Origin of the sequence: Streptomyces cylindrosporus, from assembly GCF_022698165.1 — a bacterium.
Classification (GTDB): domain Bacteria; phylum Actinomycetota; class Actinomycetes; order Streptomycetales; family Streptomycetaceae; genus Streptomyces; species Streptomyces cylindrosporus.
Genome location: NZ_JALDAY010000014.1, coordinates 201,589 through 227,133, shown reverse-complemented (window position 1 = coordinate 227,133; position 25,545 = coordinate 201,589). Strand labels below are relative to the sequence as shown.

Below are 25,545 nucleotides of genomic sequence, written 5' to 3'. Positions count from 1 at the left end.
GGAACACGTACGGCTTCGCGCCCGCGGAGTGGCCGGCGGGAGGTGACCTCATCGATCCCCAGAACTTCCGGACTGCCGACGGCTTCCTGAACGGCCCGCGGGCCTTCGCGGCGTTCACGACCATGCAGGACCGGGCCGAGGCGGGCCCCGTCGACCCCGACGAGGACGACCGGGCCTTCGACAACGGCCGCAGTCTCATCTCCTGGAGCGGCCACGGCACCGTCACCGGCATGGGCTCCTGGCGGTGGGCGATCCCCGTGACCAGCGCCGCCCCGGACGCCGTCCAGGCCCTCCCGGCCTTTCTCCCGAGCCCCGACGAGGTGGTGTGCATGACGGACGTCAACGGCGCGATACCGGCGACCCGTTCGGCGATCACCCGCACCGGGCGGTTCACCGTCAGTGGCCCCGAGCGGATGCGCACCGAGCAACTGCAGAACGGCACCGCCCGCCCCCGGCCGGGCACCCCCGCCCACGCGGCCGTCACCGACGCCTTCTCCCGGCCTCAGCAACGGATCGTCCTCGCCCGTGCGCCGGTCGGGGCCGAGCTCGACCGGGCCGTCGAGGCCATCGACGAGGACCTCGCGGCCCACCGTTACTACCCGCCCACCGGCCGCTGAGGACCGGCCGTGCGCCGCCCCACGCTCCCGCGAAGACAAGGGCCCACGACGCCCAAGTCCCGCTCCCCGCAAGGCCGTACCCCCTTCCTGGCCCGCCTCCGCGTCGGCAGCAAGCTGATGCTGCTCGTGCTGCTGCCGGTGACCGGCATGCTGGTCTTCACCGCGTTCAGCGCCGCCGCGCAGGGGGAGGAGGCGCGCACGCTGGACCGCTTCCACCAGGCGATCGGGGTGTCGTTCGCGACCACAGAGGTCTCCGACGCCGTCGCGCGCGAGCGCATCGCCGCCGTACTGGCCCGGCTGCACCCCGGCAGGGCCGCCCTGACCGAGCGCTCCGCCGCCGAGCGCGCCACCGACCGGACGCTGCTGCGCGCTGCCGACCGGGCCACCTCCTGGCCGCACTCCGACGTCTCCGGCAAACTCGACGCCGTCAGCCGTCAACTGCACGCCGTGCGCGTGGAGACCGGCACCGGCTCGCTCGGCGCCCCGGACGTCGTGCAGCGCTACCAGTCGGTCGAGGACCAGCTGCTCGACACCGTCGCCGCCCTGGAGTCCGAGCGCCCCACCAGGGCGGCGGGCCGCGCGGCCGACGCCCATGTCGCGCTCCTGGAGGCCATCGAGGCCGGTGAACGCGAGCGCGCCGAGGTGGCCATCCTGCTCGACGCACCCGCCGAACGCAGCGTGGCCGCCGCCGGACGCTGGCCCGCCCTGGAGGAGGCCCAGCTGCGGGAGTTCCGGCAGAACACCTCCGACCGGCTGTGGGCCGAGGTGTACACCACCCAGTTCGAGGCGCCCGGCCGCGCCGTCCGCAAGGTCCGCGACATGCTCACCGCCGCCGACCCGCAGACCTCCCACTGGCCCTCGTACGACAGCTGGCTGACCGCCTCCGGGGCGCGCATCCAGTCCCTGCGCGCCGTCCAGGACCGGGCCGCGCGCGAACTCGCCCGCACAGCAGCCCACGACCTGAGCACCGCGAGGACCCGGACGGTGCGCGACCTGGCCCTCTCGCTCACCGTCCTCGGCGTCGTCACGGTCCTCGCCCTGGCGCTGAGACGCTCGATCACCCGGCCGCTGAGCGAGGTCTCCGCGGGCGCGCGGGCGCTGTCGGACGGCGACCTGTCGTACGACATCCGGTACGCGGGACGCGACGAACTCGGGGACGTCGCCGACACGTTCCGCGCACTGCGGGTGACCACTGAACGACTGGCCGCCGAGATCCGTTCCATGAACACCGCGATCGACGACAACCGGCTCGGACACCGCGCCGACGTCGGCTCCTTCCTCGGCACCTGGGCCCAGCTGCTGGGCGGCATGAACGGCACCATGGCGTCCTTCGCGGCCGCGCACGGGCGGCGCAGGAAGGCCGAACGGGAACTGGAGAGCATCTTCAACCTCTCCCCCGACCTGCTGTGCATCTCGGGGCTCGACGGCTATCTGAAGCGGGTCAACCCGGCCTTCGAGCGCACCCTCGGCTACTCGGGAGAAACGCTTCTGTCCAAGCCGTACATCGAGTTCGTGCACGAGGACGACCGGGCCGGCACCCGCGAGGCCCTCGAACGGCTGGCGGTCGGCGTCGAACTGGCCGAGTTCGAGAACCGCTATCTGCGCGCCGACGGCACCGAGTGCTGGCTGCAGTGGAGCGCCCGGCCCGTCCTCGAGGAGGGGCTCATCTACGCCGCCGCCCGCGACGTCACCGAGCGGCGCCGCGCCGCCGAGGAACAGGCCGCACTGCGCCGAGTCGCCACCCTCGTGGCACACGGCGCCCCGCCCTCCGAGGTGTTCTCCAAGGTGGCACGGGAGGTCGGCGACCTGCTGAGCACCAACGCGGCCGTGCTGCGCAACGAGCCCGACGGCAGCCGCACGGTCCTGGGGACCGTGCACTGGATCCCCCAGGAGCCCGAGGAGGCCACGCGCGAGGTGCGCCGGACGGCGGCGCACGCCGCGCTGACGGAGGTGGCCAGGACCCGGCGGGCGGCCCGGGCCGGCCGTGCCGCAGCCGCGCCCATCGTCGTGGACGACCGGCTGTGGGGCTTCGTCGTCGCCGCCTCCGCGCTGGACTCGCTGCCCGAGGGGACCGAGTCACGGCTGGCCGACTTCACCGAGCTGGTCGCGACCGCCATCGCCAACGCCGACAGCCGCGACCAGCTGACCGCTTCACGCGCGCGCGTGGTGGCCGCCGGGGACGCCTCCCGGCGCCGTATCGAGCGCGATCTGCACGACGGCGTCCAGCAGCGGCTCGTCGCGCTCCAACTCGACCTGCGGCTGGCCGAGTCCATGCTCACCGATCCGACCTCCGAGCTCGCCGAGCAGATCGCCCATGTGAGCAAGGGCCTCGACGACGCCTTCCAGGACCTGCTCCAGGTGGCCCGCGGCATCCACCCGGCCATCCTGTCCAAGGGCGGCCTGGGCCCCGCGCTGCGCTCCCTGGCCCGGCGTTCCGCCGTCCCCGTGGAGCTCGACCTGCGGCTGCCGGCCGCCCGTTTCCCGGAGCAGCTGGAGGTGGCCGCGTACTACGTCACCTCCGAGTGCCTCACCAACGCCGCCAAACACGCGCACGCACGCGTGGTGAGCGTCGACGCCGGGATCCGTGACGACGTACTGGAGCTGACCATCGCCGACGACGGCGTCGGCGGCGCCGAGACCGGACGCGGCTCCGGCCTCATCGGCCTGATCGACCGGGTCGAGGCGATCGGCGGCAAGCTGACCGTCAGCAGCCCGGCCGGCCGGGGCACGACCATGCGGGTGCGGCTGCCCCTGAGCGGCGGACCCTCGACGCAGGTGTGACCGCCCGGGCGTACGCGGAGGGGAGTCGTCCAGGACGGGGGGCCATGGACTCGGTGACGTACGCGTACGTCCGGGCGGTCGGGTGCGGACGGAGAGGCTGCCGTCCGGTCCTAGGGGCGGCCGCTGCCGCCGCCCTGCGCGCCGCCGACCTGCTTGGCGCGCACGATGTCGGGGTCCCTGGGGTCCAGGACGTCGCTCCACGCGCGTGTGTCGTCCTGATACCGGCGGGCGCGGACCGGCCGCTGCCGCTTCTCGATCCGCGTCCGACGCATTCCCGCAGCCCTTCGACCCGTGACCCGCCGGCTCTCGCCCGAGCCGGCCGGCCCACTTGCTCTGCACTGGTACGAGAATCGCTCCGACACGTCCTCATGTCGTCACGGGAGGCCTCCAATTCCGCTTCCGGCTAGCCGGAACCCCGCCGGTCGGGCAGGCTGTTGGGCGCGCACCTATAGGTCGGGGCAAGGGGAGCCGGGGCCATGGACGACGCAACGCAGCAGCCCGCGCGGGGACGGGTCGTCCTCGCCGACGACGACGTGTTGCTCAGGGAGGGACTGGCCAGCCTGTGCGAGCGGGTCGGCTACGAGGTGGTAGGGCAGGCCGGTGACGCGGCGAGGCTTCTGGACCTGGTCGCCACGCACCGCCCCGACCTCGCGATCGTCGACATAAGAATGCCGCCGGACCACTCCACCGAGGGCCTCAAGGCGGCCCGCACCATCCGTGACCACCACCCCGCCACCGGCATCCTCGTGCTGTCGGCGTTCGTCGAGGTCGAGGAGGCCCTGGAGCTGCTGGCCGGCGGCCGCAAGATCGGCTACCTGCTCAAGAGTCGGGTCACGGTCGTCGACGAGTTCATCGAGGCCCTGGAGCGCATCCACCGGGGCGGCTCGGTCGTCGACCCCTCCCTGGTGCAGGAGCTGTTCTCGGTCCACCGCCGCGACGACCCGCTGTCCCACCTCAGCGCCCGCGAGAAGGAGGTCCTCGCCCTGATGGCCGAGGGCCGCTCCAACGCGGGCATCGGCCGCCGCCTGTGGGTCACCGAGGGCACGGTGGAGAAACACGTCCGCAGCATCCTCGGCAAACTCCACCTCACCGAGGACACCGACGACCACCGCCGGGTACTGGCCGTGCTGACCTTCCTGGAGTCGCGCTAGCCGCTGTCCACAGGCCCGTCGGAGTGTCGGTGCTCGCCAGTAGGGTGTGAGACATGGCCGACCCCTCCAGCTACCGCCCCAAGCCGGGACAGATCCCGGACTCTCCCGGGGTGTACAGGTTCCGCGACGAGCACCGCCGGGTGATCTACGTCGGAAAGGCGAAGAGCCTGCGCCAGCGCCTGGCGAACTACTTCCAGGACCTGGCGAACCTGCACCCGCGCACCCGGACGATGGTCACCACCGCCGCGTCCGTGGAGTGGACCGTGGTGTCCACGGAGGTCGAGGCCCTGCAGCTGGAGTACTCCTGGATCAAGGAGTACGACCCCCGGTTCAACGTCAAGTACCGCGACGACAAGAGCTACCCCTACCTCGCGGTGACGATGAACGAGGAGTTCCCGCGCGTACAGGTGATGCGCGGTCAGAAGCGCAAGGGTGTGCGCTACTTCGGGCCGTACGGGCACGCCTGGGCCATCCGCGACACCGTGGACCTGCTGCTGCGCGTCTTCCCCGTGCGCACCTGCTCGGCCGGCGTCTTCAAGAACGCCGCCCGCACCGGCCGCCCCTGCCTGCTCGGCTACATCGGCAAGTGCTCCGCCCCCTGCGTCGGGCGCGTCACGCCCGAGGAGCACCGCGAACTGGCCGAGGAGTTCTGCGACTTCATGGCCGGCCGCACCGGCACGTACATCCGCCGTCTGGAGAAGCAGATGACGGAGGCGGCCGAGGAGATGGAGTACGAGCGGGCCGCACGCCTGCGCGACGACATCGAGGCCCTGAAGAAGGCCATGGAGAAGAACGCGGTCGTGCTCGCCGACGCGACCGACGCCGACCTGATCGCGGTCGCCGAGGACGAGCTGGAGGCGGCCGTCCAGATCTTCCACGTCCGCGGCGGACGCGTCCGCGGCCAGCGCGGCTGGGTCACCGACAAGGTCGAGGAGATCACCACCGGCGCCCTCGTCGAGCACGCCCTGCAGCAGCTCTACGGCGAGGAGAAGGGCGACTCCGTCCCCAAGGAGGTCCTCGTCCCCGCCCTGCCCGACCCGGTCGAGCCGGTCCAGGAGTGGCTCGCCGACCGCCGCGGCTCGGGCGTCTCGCTGCGCGTCCCGCAGCGCGGCGACAAGAAGGCCCTGATGGAGACGGTCGAGCGCAACGCCCAGCAGGCCCTCGTGCTGCACAAGACCAAGCGCGCCTCCGACCTCACCACCCGCTCGCGCGCCCTGGAGGAGATCGCCGAGGCCCTCGACCTGGACAGCGCCCCGCTCCGCATCGAGTGCTACGACATCTCCCACCTCCAGGGCGACGACGTGGTCGCCTCCATGGTCGTCTTCGAGGACGGCCTGCAGCGCAAGAGCGAGTACCGCCGCTTCCAGATCAAGGGCTTCGAGGGCCAGGACGACGTCCGCTCCATGCACGAGGTGATCAACCGCCGCTTCCGGCGCTACCTCGCCGAGAAGGCGAAGACCGGCGAGTGGGTCGACGACGGCCACGAGGACGGCCTCGCGGGTGAGACGGGTGAGACGGGCGAGACGGGCGGGGGCCCGACGAACGGCAACGGCCTCAAGGACGAGGACGGGCGGCCCAAGAAGTTCGCCTACCCGCCCCAGCTGGTCGTCGTCGACGGCGGCCGGCCCCAGGTCGCCGCCGCGAAGAAGGCCCTCGACGAACTGGGCATCGACGACGTCGCCGTCTGCGGGCTCGCCAAGCGCCTGGAGGAGGTCTGGCTGCCGGACGAGGAGGACCCGGTCGTCCTGCCCCGCACCAGCGAGGGCCTCTACCTGCTGCAACGCGTGCGTGACGAGGCGCACCGGTTCGCGATCACCTACCAGCGCACCAAGCGGGCCAAGCGGTTCCGGGCGAGCCCCTTGGACGACGTGCCCGGCCTCGGCGACGCTCGTAAACAGGCGCTTCTTAAACACTTCGGTTCCTTGAAGAAACTTCGGTCCGCCACCATCGACCAGATCTGCGAGGTGCCCGGCATAGGCCGCAAGACGGCCGAGACGATCGCCGCGGCCCTCGCCCAGGCGGCTCCGGCCGCACCCGCCGTCAACACGGCCACTGGAGAGATCATGGAAGAGGAACCCGGCACCATGGGTTCCGGTGGGGAGCCCGTGACGACGGGCGCCCCGGACGAACGACGGGGGCAGGAGACATGAATGTGAACAAGCACGACGGGCAACAGGACCAAGGCGGAGACGGAGCACAGGTGAGTACGGGCACGACCAGCGAGACGGCCGCGGTTCCCGACGCGGCCATCCCCGAGCTGGTGATCATCTCCGGCATGTCCGGTGCGGGAAGGTCGACGGCCGCCAAGTGTCTGGAGGACCTCGGCTGGTTCGTCGTCGACAACCTGCCGCCCGCGCTGATCCCCACCATGGTGGAGCTCGGCGCCCGCTCGCAGGGCAACGTGGCGCGGATCGCGGTCGTCGTCGACGTCCGCGGCCGGCGCTTCTTCGACAACCTCCGCGAGTCCCTCGCCGACCTCGACAGCAGGGGCGTCACCCGGCGGATCGTCTTCCTGGAGTCCTCCGACGACGCCCTGGTCCGCCGCTTCGAGTCGGTGCGCCGCCCGCACCCCCTCCAGGGCGACGGCCGCATCGTCGACGGCATCGCCGCCGAGCGCGAGCTGCTGCGCGAGCTGCGCGGAGACGCCGACCTGGTCATCGACACCTCCAGCCTTAACGTGCACGAGCTGCGCGCCAAGATGGACGCCCAGTTCGCCGGGGACGAGGAGCCCGAGCTGCGGGCCACCGTCATGTCCTTCGGCTTCAAGTACGGCCTCCCGGTCGACGCCGACCTCGTGGCGGACATGCGCTTCCTGCCCAACCCGCACTGGGTCCCGGAGCTGCGCCCCTTCACCGGCCTGAACGAGGAGGTGTCGGCGTACGTCTTCAACCAGCCCGGCGCCAAGGAGTTCATCGACCGCTACGCCGAGCTGCTCAGGCTCATCGCGGCCGGCTACCGCCGCGAGGGCAAGCGGTACGTGACGATCGCCATCGGCTGCACCGGCGGCAAGCACCGCTCCGTCGCCACCTCGGAGAAGCTCGCCGCACGCCTCGCGGCCGAGGGCGTGGAGACCGTGGTCGTACACCGGGACATGGGACGCGAATGACGGAACGTTCTTCGCGGCTGAGCCGACTGCGCCGGGTGGTGCCCGAGTCCCGCGTGAGCCGGACCATCGAGGCCCGCGGTGCCCGGCCGCGCCGGCGCGGTGCCCAGCCCAAGGTGGTCGCGCTGGGCGGCGGCATGGGACTGTCCGCCTCGCTCGCCGCGCTGCGCCGGATCACCGGCGACCTCACCGCCGTCGTCACCGTGGCCGACGACGGCGGCTCCAGCGGCCGCCTCCGGGACGAGCTGGGCGTGCTGCCGCCCGGCGACCTGCGCAAGGCGCTGGCCGCGCTGTGCGGGGACGACGACTGGGGCCAGACCTGGGCCCGCGTCATCCAGCATCGCTTCCAGTCCAAGGGCGACCTGCACGAACACGCGGTCGGCAACCTTTTGATCGTCGCCCTCTGGGAGCAGCTCGGCGACCATGTCCAGGCCCTCGACCTGGTCGGCAAGCTGCTCGGCGCGCACGGGCGCGTGCTGCCCATGTCCGCCGTACCCCTGGAGCTGCAGGCCCTGGTCAAGGGGCACGACCCGGAGCGGCCGGAGGACGTGGACACCGTGCGCGGGCAGGCGACCGTGGCGCTCACGCCCGGCGAGGTGCAGTCCGTGCACCTGGTGCCGCACGACCCGCCCGCCGTGCCCGAGGCCGTCGCGGCGGTCCTGGACGCCGACTGGGTGGTCCTCGGCCCCGGCTCCTGGTTCTCCTCCGTCATCCCGCACCTGCTGGTGCCGGAACTGCTGGACGCGCTCACGGAGACCAAGGCGCGCCGGGTACTCTCGCTGAACCTCGCCCCGCAGCCCGGAGAAACCGAGGGCTTCTCCCCGCAGCGTCATTTGGAGGTTTTGGGACGACACGCCCCTAAACTCGCCCTGGACGTGGTGCTGGCCGACGAGGCCGCCGTGCCCGACCGTGATGTGCTCACCGAGGCCGCCAAGCGGCTCGGAGCCGCGGTCGAGCTGGCCCCGGTGGCGCGGAGGGACGGAACTCCGCGGCACGACCCGGAGCTGCTGGCCGCCGCGTACGACCGTATTTTTCGGATGCATGGAAGGATCGGCCCATGGCGATGACGGCAGCGGTGAAGGACGAGATCTCCCGGCTCCCCGTCACCCGGACCTGCTGCAGAAAGGCGGAGGTCTCCGCCATTCTGCGGTTCGCCGGCGGCCTCCACCTGGTCAGCGGGCGCATCGTGATCGAGGCGGAGCTGGACACCGCGATGGCGGCCCGGCGCCTGAAGCGGGACATCCTGGAGATCTTCGGCCACTCCTCCGAGCTGATCGTGATGGCACCCGGCGGACTGCGCCGCGGTTCGCGTTACGTCGTCCGGGTCGTCGCCGGCGGCGACCAGCTGGCCCGGCAGACCGGCCTGGTGGACGGGCGGGGCCGCCCGATCCGCGGGCTGCCCCCGCAGGTGGTCTCCGGGGCCACCTGCGACGCCGAAGCCGCCTGGCGCGGCGCCTTCCTGGCACACGGTTCGCTCACCGAGCCGGGCCGCTCCTCCTCCCTTGAGGTGACCTGCCCGGGGCCCGAGGCCGCGCTCGCCCTGGTCGGTGCCGCCCGCCGGCTGTCGATCGCCGCCAAGGCCCGTGAGGTGCGCGGGGTCGACCGGGTGGTCGTCCGCGACGGCGACGCGATCGGCGCCCTGCTCACCCGTCTCGGCGCCCACGAGTCGGTGCTGGCCTGGGAGGAGCGCCGGATGCGCCGCGAGGTGCGCGCCACGGCGAACCGTCTCGCCAACTTCGACGACGCCAACCTCCGCCGCTCCGCCCGCGCGGCCGTCGCCGCCGGCGCCCGCGTCCAGCGCGCCCTCGAGATCCTCGCCGACGAGGTCCCCGAGCACCTCGCGGCGGCCGGCCGGCTGCGCATGGAGCACAAGCAGGCCTCCCTGGAGGAGCTGGGCGCGCTCGCCGACCCGCCGCTGACCAAGGACGCCGTGGCCGGCCGTATCCGCCGGCTGCTCGCGATGGCCGACAAGCGCGCCTCCGACCTCGGCATCCCGGGCACGGAGTCCAGCATCACCGAGGAGATGGCCGACAACCTGGTCGGCTGACGCCGTATCAAGGTCGCTCAACACGCCGGTGCCGACGCCCACTTGGGGCGCCGGCACCGGCGTACGTCTGCGCTCGTTTGTCTGTCTTTGAGGCACTCTTGACTCGATCATGAACTGTCATGAGCCTGGCATCTGTTCGCTACTGCGGCGGACCACTGCTAGGGGGGTTCATGAGACCTAGAGCGAGATCGATCCTCGCTGTCGGCGCGCTCCTGATCGGCGGAGCGAGCCTCGCACCCATCGCGCAGGCGCAGAACGGGACTTCACAGGGGAACGACCCGAACGAGGTCAACGTCTACCGCGCCGAAGTCACGGCCAAGCAGGTACCCCTGCTGCTGGCCGCCGGACAGGACGGTCACGAACTCGGCGAGCAGGTCCCCGAGAAGGGGAAGGCCACCGTCGAGGTCTACCTCACCGACCAGCAGGCCAAGTCCCTGGAGAAGAAGGGCGTCGACCTCACCGAGCACACGCTTTCGGCCAAGGCCGAGGCGCGGGTCGAGAACGCCGCCGAGGGCGTGTACCGCCCGTACAGCGGAAGCGGTGGCCTGAAGGAGGAGATCGTCCGGACCGGCCAGGAGAATCCCGGCCTCACCAAGGTCGTCTCCATCGGCAAGACGATCAACGGACAGGACATCCTCGCGCTCAAACTGACCAAGGGCGCCAAGAAGTCCAAGGACGGCTCGAAGCCGTCCGTCCTCTACGTGTCCAACCAGCACGCGCGCGAGTGGATCACGCCGGAGATGACCCGGCGTCTGATGCACTACTACATCGACAACTACAAGACCGACAAACGCATCAAGAAGATCGTCGACTCCACCGAGCTGTGGTTCGTGATCTCGGCCAACCCCGACGGCTACGACTACACCTTCCAGAACTCCGACACCCGCCTGTGGCGCAAGAACCTGCGGGACGTCAACGGAGACGGCGTCATCTCCACCGGCGACGGCGTCGACCTCAACCGCAACTTCGCCTACAAGTGGGGCTACGACGACGAGGGTTCGTCCCCCAACCCCACCAGCCAGACCTACCGCGGCGCGAGCCCCGGCTCCGAGCCCGAGACGAAGGCGCTCGACAACTTCGAGAAGCGGATCGGCTTCTCGTACGGCGTCAACTACCACTCCGCCGCCGAGCTGCTGCTCTACGGCGTCGGCTGGCAGGTCGCCACGCCCACCCCGGACGACGTCCTCTACAAGGCGCTCGCCGGTACGCCGGACAACTCCGCGATCCCCGGCTACCGCCCCCAGGTCTCCTCGGAGCTCTACACGACCAACGGCGAGGCGGACGGCCACGCGGCCAACGTCAACGGCATGTCGATGTTCACCCCGGAGATGTCGACCTGCCAGACCGCGTCGGACATCGACCCCAACGACCAGTGGAACGCGGCCGACTGCCAGTCCGTGTTCAACTTCCCGGACGACGAGAAGCTGATCCAGCAGGAGTTCGTCAAGAACATCCCGTTCGCGCTCTCGGTCGCCGAGACCGCCGCGCACCCCGACACGCCCTCCTCCTCGCTGGGCCTGACGGCGGCCGACTTCACCCCGGCCGAGTTCGCCACGTCGTACTCGCGCGGCGCCGACCAGGAGGTCTCGGTCGTCGTACGCAAGTCCGTGCGCGACAAGGAGCTCAAGTACCGCGTCAACGGCGGCCGTACCCAGGAGCAGGACCTCAGGGCCTGGAAGGGCGGCGAGACCTACGGCGGCGAGGACAACCTGCACTTCGACGAGTACCGGGCCAAGGTCAGGGACGGCGACCCCGGCGACAAGGTCGAGGTCTGGTTCACCGGTGAGACGAGGAGCGGCAAGAAGGTCGCGAGCGAGCACTTCACCTACACCGTCGCCCAGCGCGCCAAGGCCGACACCCTGGTCGTCGCCGAGGAAGGCGCCGCCGCCACGCAGGCGCAGACCTACGTCGACGCGCTGAAGGCCAACGGCCGCAAGGCGATCGTGTGGGACGTCGCCACCCAGGGCGCGCCCGACGCGCTCGGCGTGCTCAGCCACTTCGGGACCGTCGTCCACTACACCGGCGCGAGCGTCCCCGGCGTCGCCACCCAGCTCCAGCTGCGCGCCTTCCTCAACGAGGGCGGCAAGCTGATCGAGGCGGGCGAACAGGCCGGCGGCAACGTCGACCTCGGCGGCGGCACCCTCTCCGACGACTTCAGCCAGTACTACCTCGGCGCCTATTCGCGTACGTCGACCCCCGGGGCCACCGGCTTCACCGGCTCCGGCAAGCTCGACGGCGCCGGTGCGGCCCTCGGCGCCGCCCCCGGCAACCCGCTCGACAAGGCGGGCACCTACGGCGTCACCTCCGACTCGCTGCCCGCCGACACGTACCCGCAGTTCGCCAGCGCGGGGGCGGGCCAGTTCGCCGGGACGGTCAACCCGTACGGGCCGTACGCGGGCTCCTACATGGCGGCGGCCGTGCACACCGACGACGCCTACAAGCGCCTCACCCGCACCGTCGACCTCACCGGTGTCACCGCGGCCCAGCAGCCGCTCCTGCGCAGCCGGCTGCTGTGGGACACCGAGCCCGGCTACGACCATGTGATCGTCGAGGCCCACACCACCGGCGCCGACGACTGGACGACCCTCCCGGAGCTGGGCGGCGCGAGCACCCAGACCGTGCCCTCGGAGTGCGGGGCGGGCTTCCTGATCAACGAGCACCCGTGGCTCAAGCACTACCTGACGATCGGGAACAACGCCTGCACCCCGACCGGCACCAGCGGCGCCTGGAACAGCCTCACCGGCGCCTCCAGCGGGTGGCAGCAGGTCGGCTACGACCTGAGCGCCTACGCCGGCAAGTCCGTCGAGGTCTCGATCAGCTACGTGACCGACCCGGGCGCCGGCGGCCACGGAGTCCTCGCCGACGACGCCTCGCTCGTCATCGGCGGCACGGCCACCCAGACCGAGGGCTTCGAGACCTCGCTGGGCGCCTGGAGCGTGCCCGGACCGCCCGCGGGCAGCCCGGCCGTCCTCCAGGACTGGGCGCGCACCGGAGCGCTGTTCAAGACGTACGGCGCCGTCACCACCGACCGGACCGTGCTGCTGGGCTTCGGCCTGGAGCACGTCACCGCGGCGGCGGACCGCAACACCCTCGTCAAGAAGGCCCTCGCGGCCCTCGAAGGGTGAACTCCCTGGTCAACGATGACTAGCTCACCGTAGTCAAAAGGAGTGATCGGGCCTTCCGGCCCGGGCGGTCCGTACCCCTACTGGCGGGTACGGACCGCCTGCCCGTGTATGCGGCATCTCGATGTCACTCCGGGGCCCTCAGGGAGGTAGGGTCGTGGGTGGTCGGGGACATCCCAAACAGAGCTCGCCGGCACCGCATGGCCGGCGTACCAACGAGGAGATCGGTTCGTGACGATCCGCGTAGGCATCAACGGCTTCGGTCGTATCGGTCGCAACTACTTCCGCGCGCTGCTGGAGCAGGGTGCTGACATCGAGATCGTGGCTGTCAACGACCTGGGTGACACCGCGACCACCGCTCACCTGCTGAAGTACGACACCATCCTGGGCCGTCTCAAGGCCGAGGTCTCGCACACCGCCGACACCATCACCGTCGACGGCAAGACCATCAAGGTCCTGTCCGAGCGCAACCCCGCCGACATCCCGTGGGGCGAGCTGGGCGTCGACATCGTCATCGAGTCGACCGGCATCTTCACCAAGAAGGAAGACGCCGCCAAGCACATCGCCGGTGGCGCCAAGAAGGTCCTCATCTCGGCTCCGGCCAAGGACGAGGACATCACCATCGTCATGGGCGTCAACCAGGACAAGTACGACCCGGCGAACCACCACGTCATCTCCAACGCCTCCTGCACCACCAACTGTGTGGCGCCGATGGCGAAGGTCCTCGACGAGAACTTCGGCATCGTCAAGGGTCTGATGACCACGGTGCACGCGTACACGAACGACCAGCGCATCCTGGACTTCCCGCACAAGGACCTGCGCCGCGCCCGTGCCGCCGCCGAGAACATCATCCCGACCACCACCGGTGCCGCGAAGGCCACCGCCCTGGTCCTCCCGCAGCTCAAGGGCAAGCTGGACGGCATCGCCATGCGCGTCCCGGTCCCGACCGGCTCGGCCACCGACCTCGTCGTGGAGCTCTCCCGCGAGGTCACCAAGGACGAGGTCAACGCGGCCTTCAAGAAGGCCTCCGAGGGCGAGCTGCAGGGCTACCTGTCCTACACCGAGGACGAGATCGTCTCCTCGGACATCGTCAGCGACCCGTCGTCCTGCACCTTCGACTCCTCCCTGACCATGGTCCAGGAGGGCACGTCGGTGAAGATCCTCGGCTGGTACGACAACGAGTGGGGCTACTCCAACCGCCTCGTCGACCTCACGGTCTTCGTGGGCAACCAGCTCTGACCTGATCCACAGAGCAGGCAACTCGATGTGAACGCAGGGCTCGGGCGGCGCAGGGACGCGCCGCCCGGGCCCTGACTCGCGTACGCAGCAGCCCTCGTACGATCAGAGCAACCCTCACCAGGAGCCTCCCTCATGAAGACGATCGACGAACTTCTCGCCGAAGGCGTGGACAACAAGCGGGTCTTCGTCCGCGCCGACCTCAACGTGCCGCTCGCCGACGGCCTGATCACCGATGACGGCCGCATCCGCGCCGTACTGCCCACCGTCAAGGCCCTCGCCGAGGCGGGCGCCAAGGTGGTCGTCGCCTCGCACCTGGGCCGCCCCAAGGGCGCCCCGGACCCGGCCTTCTCCCTGCTCCCGGCCGCCGAGCGGCTGGCCGAACTCCTCGGCGCCCCGGTCGCGTTCGCCCAGGACACCGTCGGCCCCGCCGCCCACGACGCGGTGAACGGCCTGCAGCCCGGCCAGGTCGCGGTCATCGAGAACCTGCGCTTCAACGCCGGTGAGACGTCCAAGGATGACACCGAGCGCGGCGAGTTCGCGGACCGGCTGGCCGCCCTCGCGGACGTGTACGTCGGCGACGGCTTCGGCGCGGTGCACCGCAAGCACGCCTCCGTGTACGACCTCCCGGCCCGGCTGCCGCACTACGCCGGCTACCTCATCGCCACCGAGGTCGGCGTCCTGAAGAAGCTCACCGACGAGGTCCAGCGGCCCTACGTGGTCGTCCTCGGCGGCGCCAAGGTCTCCGACAAGCTCGCCGTCATCGACGAGCTGCTCGGCAAGGCCGACCGCATCCTCATCGGCGGCGGCATGGCCTTCACCTTCCTCAAGGCCAAGGGCCACGAGGTCGGCGCCTCCCTCCTCCAGGAGGACCAGATCCCGGCGGTCCTGGAGTACATCGAGCGCGCCGAGAAGACCGGCGTCGAGCTGGTCCTGCCGGTCGACGCGGTGGTCGCCCCCGCGTTCCCCGACCTGAAGACCAAGGGCCCGGCCGGCGCCACCACCGTCCCCGCGGACGCCATCCCGGCCGACCGGATGGGCCTGGACATCGGCCCCGCGTCCGGCAAGCTGTACGCCTCGAAGATCACCGACGCCGCCACCGTCTTCTGGAACGGCCCGATGGGCGTCTTCGAACACCCCGAGTTCGCCGAGGGCACCAAGGCGGTCGCCCAGGCCCTCCTCGACTCCCAGGCCTTCACCGTGGTCGGCGGTGGCGACTCCGCCGCCGCCGTCCGCATCCTGGGCTTCGACGAGACCGCATTCGGCCACATCTCTACCGGTGGCGGCGCCTCCCTCGAATACCTCGAGGGCAAGACGCTCCCCGGCCTCGCCGCACTGGAGGACTGACCTCAATGAGCACGCGCACGCCGATCATGGCGGGCAACTGGAAGATGAACCTCAACCACCTCGAGGCCATCGCGCACGTCCAGAAGCTCGCCTTCGCCCTGGCCGACAAGGACTACGAGGCCGTCGAGGTCGCCGTCCTGCCGCCCTTCACCGACCTGCGCTCCGTGCAGACCCTGGTCGACGGCGACAAGCTCAAGATCAAGTACGGCGCCCAGGACATCTCGCAGCACGACTCCGGCGCCTACACCGGCGAGATCTCGGGCCCGATGCTGGCCAAGCTGAAGTGCACGTACGTGGTCATCGGCCACTCCGAGCGCCGCCAGTACCACGCGGAGACCGACGAGATCGTGGGCGCCAAGGTCAAGGCCGCCTACAAGCACGGCCTGACCCCGATCCTGTGCGTCGGCGAGGAACTGGAGGTCCGAGAGGCGGGCAACCACGTCTCGCACACCCTCGCCCAGGTCGAGGGCGGCCTCAAGGACCTCCCGGCCGAGCAGGCCGAGTCCGTCGTGATCGCCTACGAGCCCGTCTGGGCCATCGGCACCGGCAAGGTCTGCGGCGCCGAGGACGCGCAGGAGGTCTGCGCGGCCATCCGCGGCAAGGTCGCCGAGCTGTACACGCAGGAGCTGGCCGACCGGGTCCGCATCCAGTACGGCGGCTCCGTGAAGTCGGGCAACGTCGCCGAGATCATGGCGCAGGCCGACATCGACGGGGCCCTGGTGGGCGGTGCGTCGCTGGATGCCGACGAGTTCGTCAAGATCGTGCGCTTCCGGGACCAGTGAGTAGGCCCTAGCGGCGATCCGTCGTACCCTTGCGGGGGCATGGTAGGCAGCTACCGTGCCCCCGTCTTTTCATCCGAATCCGAGAGAGTTGGTCCAGCCGTGGTTTTGGGGTTCTCGATCGCCCTGATCGTCTTCAGCCTGCTGCTGATGCTGCTGGTGCTGATGCACAAGGGGAAGGGCGGCGGCCTCTCCGACATGTTCGGTGGCGGCATGCAGTCGTCCGTCGGCGGCTCCTCGGTCGCCGAGCGCAACCTCGACCGCATCACCCTGGTGATCGGTCTGCTGTGGTTCGCGTGCATTGTCGTCCTCGGCATCATCATGAAGACGAACAGCTGAGCAGCAACGCACACGCAGCACCTGCATTCCGCACGTAACGCCCCATGTTCGGTACGCGCAGCTGAGCGCGGCCTATCATGGGGCTTGCGTCCAGATGTGGGGGCTGTAACTCCAATCACTGGACGCGCGTTGGGCCTTACGTAGACTGAGGCGCTCGCAACGAAGCGACACGCCGACTCGCTTCGCGGCACCATCACGCAGGGAGTTACACCGTGGCAAGTGGCAACGCGATCCGAGGAAGCCGGGTCGGGGCGGGGCCGATGGGCGAGGCCGAGCGCGGCGAGTCCGCGCCGCGTCTGCGCATCTCCTTCTGGTGCTCGAACGGGCACGAGACGCAGCCCAGCTTCGCCAGCGACGCGCAGGTTCCGGAGACCTGGGACTGCCCGCGCTGCGGCTTCCCGGCCGGACAGGACCGGGACAACCCGCCTGACCCGCCGCGCACCGAGCCCTACAAGACGCATCTCGCGTACGTGCGGGAGCGGCGCAGCGACGCGGACGGCGAGGCGATCCTCGCCGAGGCGCTCGCCAAATTGCGGGGCGAGATCTAGGGCCTGCCCAGCGGATCAGGCCGGAGCAAAGCGGCGGTGCCAATGCGGCGCAGGGGAGCGGGGCTTGGCGCGTGCAGCTGCAAGGCGGAGGAGACGTGGACATCAGCCGCTGCCGCGGCGGGCGACGCGGTGGGGGCACCTCCCGGCCGAAGGCTGGGGGACGTCGGCGAGCGACGACAACGCGGCTGGGGGTGCCCCCTCTGGGGGAGTGCGTGCCAAGCCCCGCGTCTCCGGCATGATCCGCTGCGCAGGCCCTGGGAGTTGACGGCCGGCCGGGCACCGAGGGGTGCCTGGCCGGAGGTGTTTCACGGCCGGGTGAGCGGCTGCTCGCGGACCGATTGTCAGTGGTGACCTCTACGGTTTGTTCATCGCCTTCGTGGCGAGTGGGACCGGAGGGGGAGCTGTGGTGGGAGTCGAGTCCGCGGGCGTGCGTGAGTCGGCGTGGCGTGGGGGATTCGGGCGGCTGTGGACGGCCGCGGTGGTGTCCCGGTTCGGGGACGCGCTGCGGGGCGCGGCGCTGCCGCTGCTCGCCGCGTCGCTGACGGACCGGCCCCTGCTCATCGCCTCCGTGACCGCGTGCGGCTATCTGCCCTGGATCGTCTTCGGCCTGCTCGGCGGCGCGGTCGCGGACCGGGTCGACCAGCGGCGCGCGATGTGGACGGTGGATGCGGTACGAGGGCTGCTCGTCGCCGCGTTCGCGGTGACCGTCGCGCTCGGTCACGCCTCGATCGCGCTGCTCATCGCCCTCGCCTTCGCCCTCACCACCCTGCAGACCCTCTTCGACAACGCCGCCACGGCCTTGCTGCCCGCCCTGGTCGACCGGTCCGAGCTCGGCAGCGCCAACGCCCGCCTGATGACCGGGCAGCAGATCGCGGGCGGCCTGCTCGGGGCGCCGGTGGTCCCACTCCTGATCGCCGTGGGGGCATCCATCCCGTTCGCGACCGACGCGGCGACGTTCCTGGTGGCGGCCGCGCTGGTGGCCTCGTTGCGGCCGACGCCGACGCCGGGGAGCGCGCCGGGATCCACGGCCGACACACACGGGCTGGGGCCGGCGGAGGGCACGCGGGGGCTGGGACCGGTGGGTGGTACGCGCGGGTCGGGGTCGGCGCGTGGCACTCGTAGCCCGGGACTGGCGGGCGGGACCCGCGGGCTGGGATCGACGGACGGCACCTGCGGGCCGGGACAGGTGGGTGGTGCTCGTAGCCCGGGGCTCGCGGGCGGGACGCGCGGGCTGGGACCGGCGGACGGCACCCGCAGCCAGGGATCGGCGGACGGCGCTCGCGGGCCGGGACTGACCGGTAGCACCCGCAGCCCGGGACTGGCGGGCGGGACGCGCGGCTCGGGATCGGCGGACGGCGCCCGCAGCCCGGGATCGGCGGACGGCGCCCGTAGCCCGGGACGGACTGGCGGCATCCCCGGTCAGGGATCGACGGGTGGCAGACGCAGTCCCAGATCTGCGGGCAGTACCCTGCGTCGGGAGATCGCTGATGGCATGCGTGCCCTGTGGCGTGACCGGGATCTGCGTGGGCTGTGTGCCGCTACGGCGCTGTGCAACGTCGGTATGGGCGCGCTGATCGCCACGCTGGTGATCCTGGTGACCGGCTGGCTCGATGCCGGCACGGCCGGATACGCGGCGGCGACCACGGCCTACACCGTCGGCGGTCTCGCCGGGGGAGCGGGGAACCGGCGGATCGTCGCGCGGCTCGGGCCGGCGCGGAGCGTGCTGCTCGCCGGGAGCGTGCAGATCGGTGCACTCGTCGTCATGGGCTCCGTGCGCAGCCTGGCCGCGACGGTGGCCGCCCTCGCCGTCTTCGGGTTCATGGGCATGGTGTGGAACGTCAACACCACGACCCTGATGCAGCAGCGGACCCCCGCCGAGCTACTGGGCCGGGTCAGCTCCGCCTTCCGCACCCTGGCCGTCGCCGGAGCCCCCCTGGGCGCCCTGCTCGGCGGCGCCGTCGCCACCGCCTGGGGACTGAACACGCCCGCGCTGCTCACCGCCGCCTTCTTCGTCCTGTCGGTCCTCGCGCTGATACCCGGGCGCAAGCCGGACGTACCTGTTGTTGCGCCGGACGACGACGCCACGACGGCTCACGCCCCGCGCTGATCAACTAGGTTGGAACAGCTGGGACAGGCACGAAAGAAGGCTGAAGTCGGACATGAACGCAGACGGCCGTACCAGGCTCAACCAGACGCCCGAGTGGACCGCGCTGGCCAAGCACCGTGAGGAACTCGCCGACACCGGTCTGCGGGAGCTCTTCGCCGCCGCCCCGGACCGCGGCACCGGCTACACGCTCCAGGTCGGCGACCTGTACGTCGACTACTCCAAGCACCTGGTCACCGACGAGACCCTGCGGCTGCTGCGCGACCTGGCCGCCGCCACCGACGTGGCCGGGCTGCGGGACGCGATGTTCCGCGGCGAGAAGATCAACACGACCGAGGACCGCGCCGTCCTGCACACCGCCCTGCGCGCCCCGCGCGACGCGGTGATCGAGGTCGACGGGGAGAACGTCGTGCCCAAGGTGCACGCGGTCCTCGACAAGATGGCCGACTTCGCCGGACGCGTCCGCTCCGGCGAGTGGACCGGCCACACCGGCAAGCGCATCAAGAACGTGGTCAACGTCGGCATCGGCGGCTCCGACCTGGGCCCGGCGATGGCGTACGAGGTGCTGCGCTCGTTCACCGACCGCGACCTGACGGTCCGCTTCGTGTCGAACGTCGACGGCGCCGACCTGCACGAGGCCACCCGCGACCTGGACGCGGCGGAGACGCTGTTCGTCATCGCGTCCAAGACCTTCACCACCATCGAGACGATCACCAACGCGACCTCCGCGCGGAACTGGCTGCTCGGTGAGCTGAAGGCCGGTCAGGAGGCCGTCGCCAAGCACTTCGTGGCGCTGTCGACGAACGCGGAGAAGGTCGCCGACTTCGGCATCGACACGGCCAACATGTTCGAGTTCTGGGACTGGGTCGGCGGACGCTACTCCTTCGACTCGGCGATCGGCCTCTCCCTGATGATCGCCATCGGCGCGGACCGCTTCCGCGAGATGCTCGACGGCTTCCGGCTGGTCGACGAACACTTCAGGACCGCGCCCGCCGAGTCCAACGTGCCATTGCTGCTCGGCCTGTTGGGCATCTGGTACGGCAACTTCCACGACGCCCAGTCGCACGCGGTGCTGCCCTACAGCCACTACCTCTCCAAGTTCACCGCGTATCTGCAGCAGCTGGACATGGAGTCCAACGGCAAGTCGGTGGACCGCGACGGGCAGGAGGTCGACTGGCAGACCGGTCCGGTGGTGTGGGGCACGCCGGGGACGAACGGGCAGCACGCGTACTACCAACTCATCCACCAGGGCACGAAGTTGATCCCGGCGGACTTCATCGGCTTCGCCGAGCCGGTGGCCGAGCTGAGCGAGGGGCTCAAGGCGCAGCACGACCTGCTGATGGCCAACTTCTTCGCGCAGACGCAGGCGTTGGCCTTCGGCAAGACGCCGGACGAGGTGCGGGCGGAAGGCGTGCCGGAGGAACTGGTGGCCCACAAGACCTTCAAGGGCAACCACCCGACGACCACGATCCTGGCCCGCGAGCTGACCCCCTCGGTCCTCGGCCAGCTGATCGCCCTCTACGAGCACAAGGTGTTCGTGCAGGGCGCCGTCTGGAACATCGACTCCTTCGACCAGTGGGGCGTCGAGCTCGGCAAGGTGCTCGCCAAGCGCGTCGAGCCGGCGCTGACGGAGGGCGCGGAGGTGCCGGGCCTGGACCCGTCCAGCAAGGCGCTGGTGGCCAAGTACCGCGAGCTGCGCGGGCGGTGAAACGCGACGGGGTGCGGCGAGGCGACCCTCGCCGCACCCCGGTCGGTGCCCTGGTGTCCTGGTGCCGTCAGACGCTCACGGCGAAGCCGGTGGATACAGCGACCGGGGCAGCTGGGAAGCCGCCGCCGAGTCCAGTAGCCACAGGGTGCGCTGTCGACCGCGAGCGCCCGCCGCCGGGGCCTGGATCTCGCCCGCCCCGGACAGGGCGATCGCCGCCGCCTGGGCCTTGTCCTCGCCGGCCGCCAGCAGCCACACCTCGCGGGCCGCCCGGATGGCGGGGAGCGTGAGGGTCACTCGGGTCGGCGGGGGCTTGGGGGCGCCGCGGACGCCCACCACCGTGCGCTCGGTCTCCCGTACGGCGGGGAGTTCCGGGAACAGCGAGGCCACGTGCGTGTCCGGGCCGACGCCCAGCATCAGGACGTCGAAGGTGGGTACCGCGCCATGGTTCTCGGGGCCGGCCGCGCGGGCCAGCTCCTCGGCGTAGGCGGCGGCCGCCGCGTCGACCTCGTCGCCCCACTGGCCGTCCGACGCCGGCATGGCGTGCACCCGCTTGGGGTCCAGCGGGACGGAGTCCAGCAGGGCCTCGCGGGCCTGCGTGACGTTCCGCTCCGGATCGCCCTCGGGCAGGAAGCGCTCGTCACCCCACCACAGGTCGAGCCGGCCCCAGTCCACCGCGTCCCGGGCCGGCTGGGACGCGAGGGCGGCCAGCAGGCCGTTGCCGTTGCGGCCGCCCGTGAGGACCACGGACGCGGAGCCCCGGGAGGCCTGCGCGTCCACGATCTTCGTGATCAGGCGGGCCGCGGCGGCCTGCGCCATCAGTTCCTTGTCGCGGTGCACGACCAGCTGCGGAGTGCTCACGACGCCTTCGCCTTCTTGTCCGCCTCCGTCACCGGTGCTTCCGCCGCCTCCGGTGCGGGAGCTTCAGCAGCGGCTTCGTCCGGCGCTTCTCCTTCGGGCGCGGAGCCGGCACTTTTGGATGCCCCCTCCTTGGCGGTGGCGACCGCCTCCTCCATGGACGCGACGGCCTGCTCCAGGGAGGCCATGGCCTCCTCGACCGGGACCCTGTGCGAGGGCCCCGCGTTCAGCCGCTCCACGCCGAACCGCAGCGCCGAGGCGTAGGTGTCGTCCGGGTCGAGCCGGCGCAGTTCCTCCGCGATCAGCTCGGCCGTGTCCCGCCGCTTCAGCGCCACCGCGCGGTCCGGCTGGCCCTGGATGGAGAGGGTCGCAAGCGAGCCGTCCGCGCGGTCCAGCACGATCGGCCCGCTGTCGGTGTGCATACGGACCGCCGTCAGCCCGGGCCCGCCCGACAGCGTCCGCTTCACCGGCACGTCCAGCCGGTCCGCCAGCCACATCGCCAGCAGCTCGCAGCTCGGGTTGAACTCCTCGCCCTCCACCTCGACGGCCTCCACCTCGCAGGTGACCTGGTCGAGAGCGGCGGCCAGCATCGAGCGCCAGGGCGTGATGCGGGTCCAGGAGAGGTCGGTGTCGCCGGGCGTGTAGGTGTCGGCGCGGGCCGTGAGCTCCCGTACCGGCTGCTCGGCGGCGTAGGTGTCGGTCACCCGGCGCTGGGCGAGGGCGCCCAGGGGGTCGTTCGCCGGGTCGAGGGGCGCGTTCACCGGCCACCAGACCACCACCGGGGCGTCCGGCAGCAGCAGGGGCAGTACGACGGACTGGGCGTGGTCGGACACCTCGCCGTACAGCCGCAGCACGACCGTCTCGCCGGTGCCCGCGTCCGCGCCCACCCGGACCTCGGCGTCCAGCCGGGACTGCGTACGGTCGCGGGGAGTGCGCGAGACGCGCTTGATGACCACGAGCGTGCGCGAGGGGTGCTCGCGCGAGGCGTCGTTGGCGGCCTTCAGCGCGTCGTACGCGTTCTCCTCGTCCGTGACGATGACCAGCGTGAGCACCATGCCGACGGCCGGCGTGCCGATGGCCCGGCGGCCCTTGACCAGCGCCTTATTGATCTTGCTGGCCGTGGTGTCCGTGAGGTCTATCTTCATGGCCGGCGCCAGCTCCGTCCGTCTCGCTCGAGCATTTCGTCCGCCTCGACGGGCCCCCAGGTACCGGACGGGTACTGGGCGGGCTTGCCGTGCGTGTCCCAGTACTCCTCGATCGGGTCGAGGATCTTCCAGGACAGCTCGACCTCCTCGGTGCGCGGGAAGAGGTTCGAGTCGCCGAGCAGGACGTCCAGGATCAGCCGCTCGTAGGCCTCCGGGGAGGACTCGGTGAAGGACTCGCCGTACGCGAAGTCCATCGACACGTCCCGGATCTCCATCGACGTGCCCGGCACCTTCGAGCCGAAGCGGACCGTCACGCCCTCGTCGGGCTGGACGCGGATGACGATCGCGTTCTTGCCGAGCTCCTCCGTCGCCGTGTGGTCGAAGGGGGAGTGCGGGGCGCGCTGGAAGACGACCGCGATCTCGGTGACCCGGCGGCCCAGGCGCTTGCCGGTGCGCAGATAGAACGGGACGCCCGCCCAACGGCGGTTGTCCACCTCCACCTTGATGGCCGCGTAGGTGTCGGTCTTGGAGTTCGGGTCGATGCCCTCCTCCTGGAGGTACCCGACCGCCTTCTCGCCGCCCTGCCAGCCGGCCGCGTACTGACCGCGCACCGTGTCCCGGCCGAGGTCCTTCGGCAGCCGTACCGCGCCGAGCACCTTGGTCTTCTCCGCGGCCAGCGCGTCCGCGTCGAAGGAGGCGGGCTCCTCCATGGCCGTGAGGGCCATCAGCTGGAGCAGGTGGTTCTGGATGACGTCACGGGCCGCGCCGATGCCGTCGTAGTAGCCGGCCCGGCCACCGATACCGATGTCCTCGGCCATGGTGATCTGCACGTGGTCCACGAAGGACCGGTTCCAGATCGGCTCGAACATCGTGTTGGCGAAGCGCAGCGCCAGGATGTTCTGGACGGTCTCCTTGCCCAGGTAGTGGTCGATGCGGAAGACCTGGTCCGGGGCGAAGACCTCGTGGACGATCGCGTTGAGCTCCTCGGCCGACTTCAGGTCGTGGCCGAAGGGCTTCTCGATGACGGCGCGCCGCCAGGAGCCGGAGGACTGGTCGGCGAGGCCGTGCTTCTTCAGCTGCTGGATGACGACCGGGAAGGAGCGCGGCGGCACCGACAGGTAGAAGGCGAAGTTGCCGCCCGTGCCCTGCGCCTTGTCGAGCTCCTCGATGGTGCCGCGCAGCCGCTCGAACGCGTCGTCGTCGTCGAAGGTGCCCTGGACGAAGCGCATCCCCTGGATGAGCTGCTGCCAGACCTCCTCGCGGAACGGCGTACGGGCGTGCTCCTTGACGGCGTCGTGGACCTCGGCCGCGAAGTCCTCGTTCGCCCACTCGCGGCGCGCGAAGCCCACCAGCGAGAAGCCCGGCGGCAGCAGACCCCGGTTGGCGAGGTCGTACACGGCGGGCATGAGCTTCTTCCGTGACAAATCGCCCGTGACGCCGAAGATGACCAGGCCCGACGGCCCCGCGATACGCGGGAGCCGTCGGTCTGCAGGGTCACGAAGCGGGTTCGCTCCGGAACCGGGAAGGGGAGCCAAGGTTTCAGCCCTCCGAGGGGGCGAGGCGCTCCAGCTCCGCCTCGGTCGACTTGAGCAGGTCGTTCCAGGACGCCTCGAACTTCTCGACGCCCTCGTCCTCCAGGAGCTGCACCACGTCGTCGTACGAGATGCCGAGCTTCTCGACGGCGTCGATGTCGGCGCGGGCCTGCTCGTACGTGCCGGCGATGGTGTTGCCGGTGATCGAGCCGCTCTCCTCGGTGGCGTGCAGGGTGGCCTCCGGCATGGTGTTCACCGTGTTCGGCGCCACCAGGTCGTCGACGTAGAGGGTCGGCTTGTACGCCGGGTCCTTCACGCCGGTCGAGGCCCACAGCGGACGCTGCTTGCGGGCGCCCGCGTTCTCCAGCCGGCTCCAGCGGTCCGAGGAGAAGACCTCCTCGTAGGCCTGGTAGGCCAGGCGGGCGTTGGCGACGGCGGCCTTGCCGCGCAGCGCCTTGGCCTCGTCGGTGCCCAGCGCGTCCAGCCGCTTGTCGATCTCGGTGTCCACGCGGGACACGAAGAAGGACGCCACGGAGTGGATCTTCGACAGGTCCAGGCCGCGCTCCTTGGCCTTCTCCAGGCCGGACAGGTAGGCGTCCATGACCTTGCGGTAGCGCTCCAGGGAGAAGATCAGCGTGACGTTGACGCTGATGCCGAGGCCGATGGTCTCGGTGATCGCCGGGAGGCCCGCCTCGGTGGCCGGGATCTTGATGAGCGTGTTCGGCCGGTCCACCAGCCAGGCCAGCTGCTTGGCCTCGGCGACGGTCGCCTTGGTGTTGTGGGCGAGACGCGGGTCGACCTCGATCGACACGCGGCCGTCCTGGCCGTCGGTGGCGTCGAAGACCGGGCGCAGGATGTCGGCGGCGTCGCGGACGTCCGCCGTGGTGATCATGCGGATGGCCTCTTCGACGGTGACCTTGCGCGCGGCGAGGTCCGACAGCTGCTGGTCGTAGCCGTCGCCCTCGGAGATCGCCTTCTGGAAGATCGTCGGGTTGGTGGTGACGCCCACGACGTGCTGCTGGTCGATCAGCTCGGCGAGGTTGCCGGACGTGATCCGCTTGCGCGACAGGTCGTCCAGCCAGATCGCGACGCCTTCCTCGGAGAGGCGCTTGAGTGCGTCTGTCATGGAAT

20 protein-coding genes are annotated in these 25,545 nt (G+C 70.9%); 15 read left to right on the top strand and 5 right to left on the bottom strand.

The annotated features are described in order from the left end of the window. Positions 1-122: 122 nt before the first annotated feature. Both MQP27_RS39875 and MQP27_RS39870 read left to right on the top strand, forming a co-directional pair. A complete protein-coding gene (locus MQP27_RS39875; protein WP_242774663.1) occupies positions 123-617 on the top strand; it encodes a type 2 periplasmic-binding domain-containing protein in 495 nt (164 codons plus the stop codon). A gap of 117 nt (positions 618-734) precedes the next feature. Continuing rightward, positions 735-3,398 carry a PAS domain S-box protein gene (locus tag MQP27_RS39870; RefSeq protein WP_242774895.1) on the top strand — a complete coding sequence of 888 codons (2,664 nt, stop codon included), beginning with the start codon at positions 735-737 and terminating at the stop codon, positions 3,396-3,398. A gap of 110 nt (positions 3,399-3,508) precedes the next feature. Here the strand turns inward: MQP27_RS39870 and MQP27_RS39865 are convergent, their stop codons facing one another. Further along, positions 3,509-3,670, bottom strand: coding sequence for a hypothetical protein (locus tag MQP27_RS39865; protein WP_242774661.1), 162 nt, complete (start codon positions 3,668-3,670; stop codon positions 3,509-3,511). Positions 3,671-3,874: 204 nt separating this feature from the next. Between MQP27_RS39865 and MQP27_RS39860 the strand changes: the two genes are divergently transcribed. The 13 genes from MQP27_RS39860 (at position 3,875) to pgi (ending at position 20,882) form a co-directional block, all read left to right on the top strand. Continuing rightward, positions 3,875-4,549 (top strand): response regulator transcription factor, encoded by a 675-nt coding sequence (locus MQP27_RS39860; protein WP_242774659.1) that lies wholly within the window; start codon positions 3,875-3,877, stop codon positions 4,547-4,549. Positions 4,550-4,602: 53 nt separating this feature from the next. Continuing rightward, entirely contained in the window at positions 4,603-6,699 is a 2,097-nt protein-coding gene (gene uvrC, locus MQP27_RS39855) for an excinuclease ABC subunit UvrC (RefSeq protein WP_242774657.1), read from the top strand. Continuing rightward, positions 6,696-7,655, top strand: coding sequence for an RNase adapter RapZ (gene rapZ, locus MQP27_RS39850; RefSeq protein WP_242774655.1), 960 nt, complete (start codon positions 6,696-6,698; stop codon positions 7,653-7,655). Before uvrC ends, rapZ begins: the two co-directional genes overlap by 4 nt. Next, positions 7,652-8,719, top strand: coding sequence for a gluconeogenesis factor YvcK family protein (locus MQP27_RS39845; RefSeq protein WP_242774653.1), 1,068 nt, complete (start codon positions 7,652-7,654; stop codon positions 8,717-8,719). Before rapZ ends, MQP27_RS39845 begins: the two co-directional genes overlap by 4 nt. After that, positions 8,710-9,699, top strand: coding sequence for a DNA-binding protein WhiA (gene whiA / locus MQP27_RS39840; protein ID WP_242774651.1), 990 nt, complete (start codon positions 8,710-8,712; stop codon positions 9,697-9,699). Before MQP27_RS39845 ends, whiA begins: the two co-directional genes overlap by 10 nt. A gap of 170 nt (positions 9,700-9,869) precedes the next feature. Further along, positions 9,870-12,824, top strand: a complete 2,955-nt coding sequence (locus MQP27_RS39835; RefSeq protein WP_242774648.1) for a M14 family metallopeptidase — start codon at positions 9,870-9,872, stop codon at positions 12,822-12,824. A 228-nt stretch (positions 12,825-13,052) separates the two neighbouring features. Next, complete coding sequence (gene gap / locus MQP27_RS39830; RefSeq protein WP_242774645.1) at positions 13,053-14,060, top strand: type I glyceraldehyde-3-phosphate dehydrogenase; 1,008 nt, start codon at positions 13,053-13,055, stop codon at positions 14,058-14,060. Between the two features lie 132 nt (positions 14,061-14,192). Then, complete coding sequence (locus tag MQP27_RS39825) at positions 14,193-15,404, top strand: phosphoglycerate kinase (protein WP_242774642.1); 1,212 nt, start codon at positions 14,193-14,195, stop codon at positions 15,402-15,404. A gap of 5 nt (positions 15,405-15,409) precedes the next feature. Next, a complete protein-coding gene (gene tpiA / locus MQP27_RS39820) occupies positions 15,410-16,186 on the top strand; it encodes a triose-phosphate isomerase (protein ID WP_242774640.1) in 777 nt (258 codons plus the stop codon). 99 nt (positions 16,187-16,285) lie between these two features. Further along, the gene (gene secG, locus MQP27_RS39815) at positions 16,286-16,522 is read left to right on the top strand and encodes a preprotein translocase subunit SecG (protein ID WP_108013541.1); all 237 of its coding nucleotides are present in this window, start codon (positions 16,286-16,288) and stop codon (positions 16,520-16,522) included. A gap of 260 nt (positions 16,523-16,782) precedes the next feature. After that, positions 16,783-17,070, top strand: coding sequence for an RNA polymerase-binding protein RbpA (locus MQP27_RS39810; RefSeq protein ID WP_007448238.1), 288 nt, complete (start codon positions 16,783-16,785; stop codon positions 17,068-17,070). A gap of 376 nt (positions 17,071-17,446) precedes the next feature. After that, on the top strand, positions 17,447-19,177 hold the full coding sequence (locus MQP27_RS39805) for an MFS transporter (protein ID WP_372511429.1): 1,731 nt from the start codon (positions 17,447-17,449) through the stop codon (positions 19,175-19,177). 52 nt (positions 19,178-19,229) lie between these two features. Then, complete coding sequence (pgi, locus tag MQP27_RS39800; RefSeq protein WP_242774635.1) at positions 19,230-20,882, top strand: glucose-6-phosphate isomerase; 1,653 nt, start codon at positions 19,230-19,232, stop codon at positions 20,880-20,882. Positions 20,883-20,957: 75 nt separating this feature from the next. Here the strand turns inward: pgi and pgl are convergent, their stop codons facing one another. The 4 genes from pgl to tal are packed head-to-tail and all read right to left on the bottom strand — an operon-like array spanning position 20,958 to position 25,540. Then, entirely contained in the window at positions 20,958-21,740 is a 783-nt protein-coding gene (pgl, locus tag MQP27_RS39795; RefSeq protein ID WP_242774632.1) for a 6-phosphogluconolactonase, read from the bottom strand. Then, positions 21,737-22,882: a glucose-6-phosphate dehydrogenase assembly protein OpcA gene (gene opcA, locus MQP27_RS39790; protein ID WP_242774629.1), complete on the bottom strand. Its 1,146-nt coding sequence runs from the start codon at positions 22,880-22,882 to the stop codon at positions 21,737-21,739. The genes pgl and opcA overlap by 4 nt, the downstream gene beginning before the upstream one ends. Continuing rightward, positions 22,879-24,417, bottom strand: coding sequence for a glucose-6-phosphate dehydrogenase (zwf, locus tag MQP27_RS39785; RefSeq protein WP_242774626.1), 1,539 nt, complete (start codon positions 24,415-24,417; stop codon positions 22,879-22,881). Before zwf ends, opcA begins: the two co-directional genes overlap by 4 nt. A gap of 4 nt (positions 24,418-24,421) precedes the next feature. Beyond that, the gene (gene tal / locus MQP27_RS39780; RefSeq protein WP_242774623.1) at positions 24,422-25,540 is read right to left on the bottom strand and encodes a transaldolase; all 1,119 of its coding nucleotides are present in this window, start codon (positions 25,538-25,540) and stop codon (positions 24,422-24,424) included. Positions 25,541-25,545 lie beyond the last annotated feature (5 nt).

What these genes read in the sequence shown, in the direction of transcription:
- MQP27_RS39825 (WP_242774642.1), top strand. Translation starts at nt 14,193, where the DNA reads ATGAAGACGATCGACGAACTTCTCGCCGAAGGCGTGGACAACAAGCGG.
- MQP27_RS39845 (WP_242774653.1), top strand. Translation starts at nt 7,652, where the DNA reads ATGACGGAACGTTCTTCGCGGCTGAGCCGACTGCGCCGGGTGGTGCCC.
- MQP27_RS39835 (WP_242774648.1), top strand. Translation starts at nt 9,870, where the DNA reads ATGAGACCTAGAGCGAGATCGATCCTCGCTGTCGGCGCGCTCCTGATC.
- MQP27_RS39865 (WP_242774661.1), bottom strand. Translation starts at nt 3,670, where the DNA reads ATGCGTCGGACGCGGATCGAGAAGCGGCAGCGGCCGGTCCGCGCCCGC.
- tal (WP_242774623.1), bottom strand. Translation starts at nt 25,540, where the DNA reads ATGACAGACGCACTCAAGCGCCTCTCCGAGGAAGGCGTCGCGATCTGG.
- pgi (WP_242774635.1), top strand. Translation starts at nt 19,230, where the DNA reads ATGAACGCAGACGGCCGTACCAGGCTCAACCAGACGCCCGAGTGGACC.
- MQP27_RS39810 (WP_007448238.1), top strand. Translation starts at nt 16,783, where the DNA reads ATGGGCGAGGCCGAGCGCGGCGAGTCCGCGCCGCGTCTGCGCATCTCC.
- MQP27_RS39870 (WP_242774895.1), top strand. Translation starts at nt 735, where the DNA reads ATGCTGCTCGTGCTGCTGCCGGTGACCGGCATGCTGGTCTTCACCGCG.
- MQP27_RS39860 (WP_242774659.1), top strand. Translation starts at nt 3,875, where the DNA reads ATGGACGACGCAACGCAGCAGCCCGCGCGGGGACGGGTCGTCCTCGCC.
- whiA (WP_242774651.1), top strand. Translation starts at nt 8,710, where the DNA reads ATGGCGATGACGGCAGCGGTGAAGGACGAGATCTCCCGGCTCCCCGTC.
- opcA (WP_242774629.1), bottom strand. Translation starts at nt 22,882, where the DNA reads ATGAAGATAGACCTCACGGACACCACGGCCAGCAAGATCAATAAGGCG.
- uvrC (WP_242774657.1), top strand. Translation starts at nt 4,603, where the DNA reads ATGGCCGACCCCTCCAGCTACCGCCCCAAGCCGGGACAGATCCCGGAC.
- tpiA (WP_242774640.1), top strand. Translation starts at nt 15,410, where the DNA reads ATGAGCACGCGCACGCCGATCATGGCGGGCAACTGGAAGATGAACCTC.
- MQP27_RS39875 (WP_242774663.1), top strand. Translation starts at nt 123, where the DNA reads ATGCAGGACCGGGCCGAGGCGGGCCCCGTCGACCCCGACGAGGACGAC.
- rapZ (WP_242774655.1), top strand. Translation starts at nt 6,696, where the DNA reads ATGAATGTGAACAAGCACGACGGGCAACAGGACCAAGGCGGAGACGGA.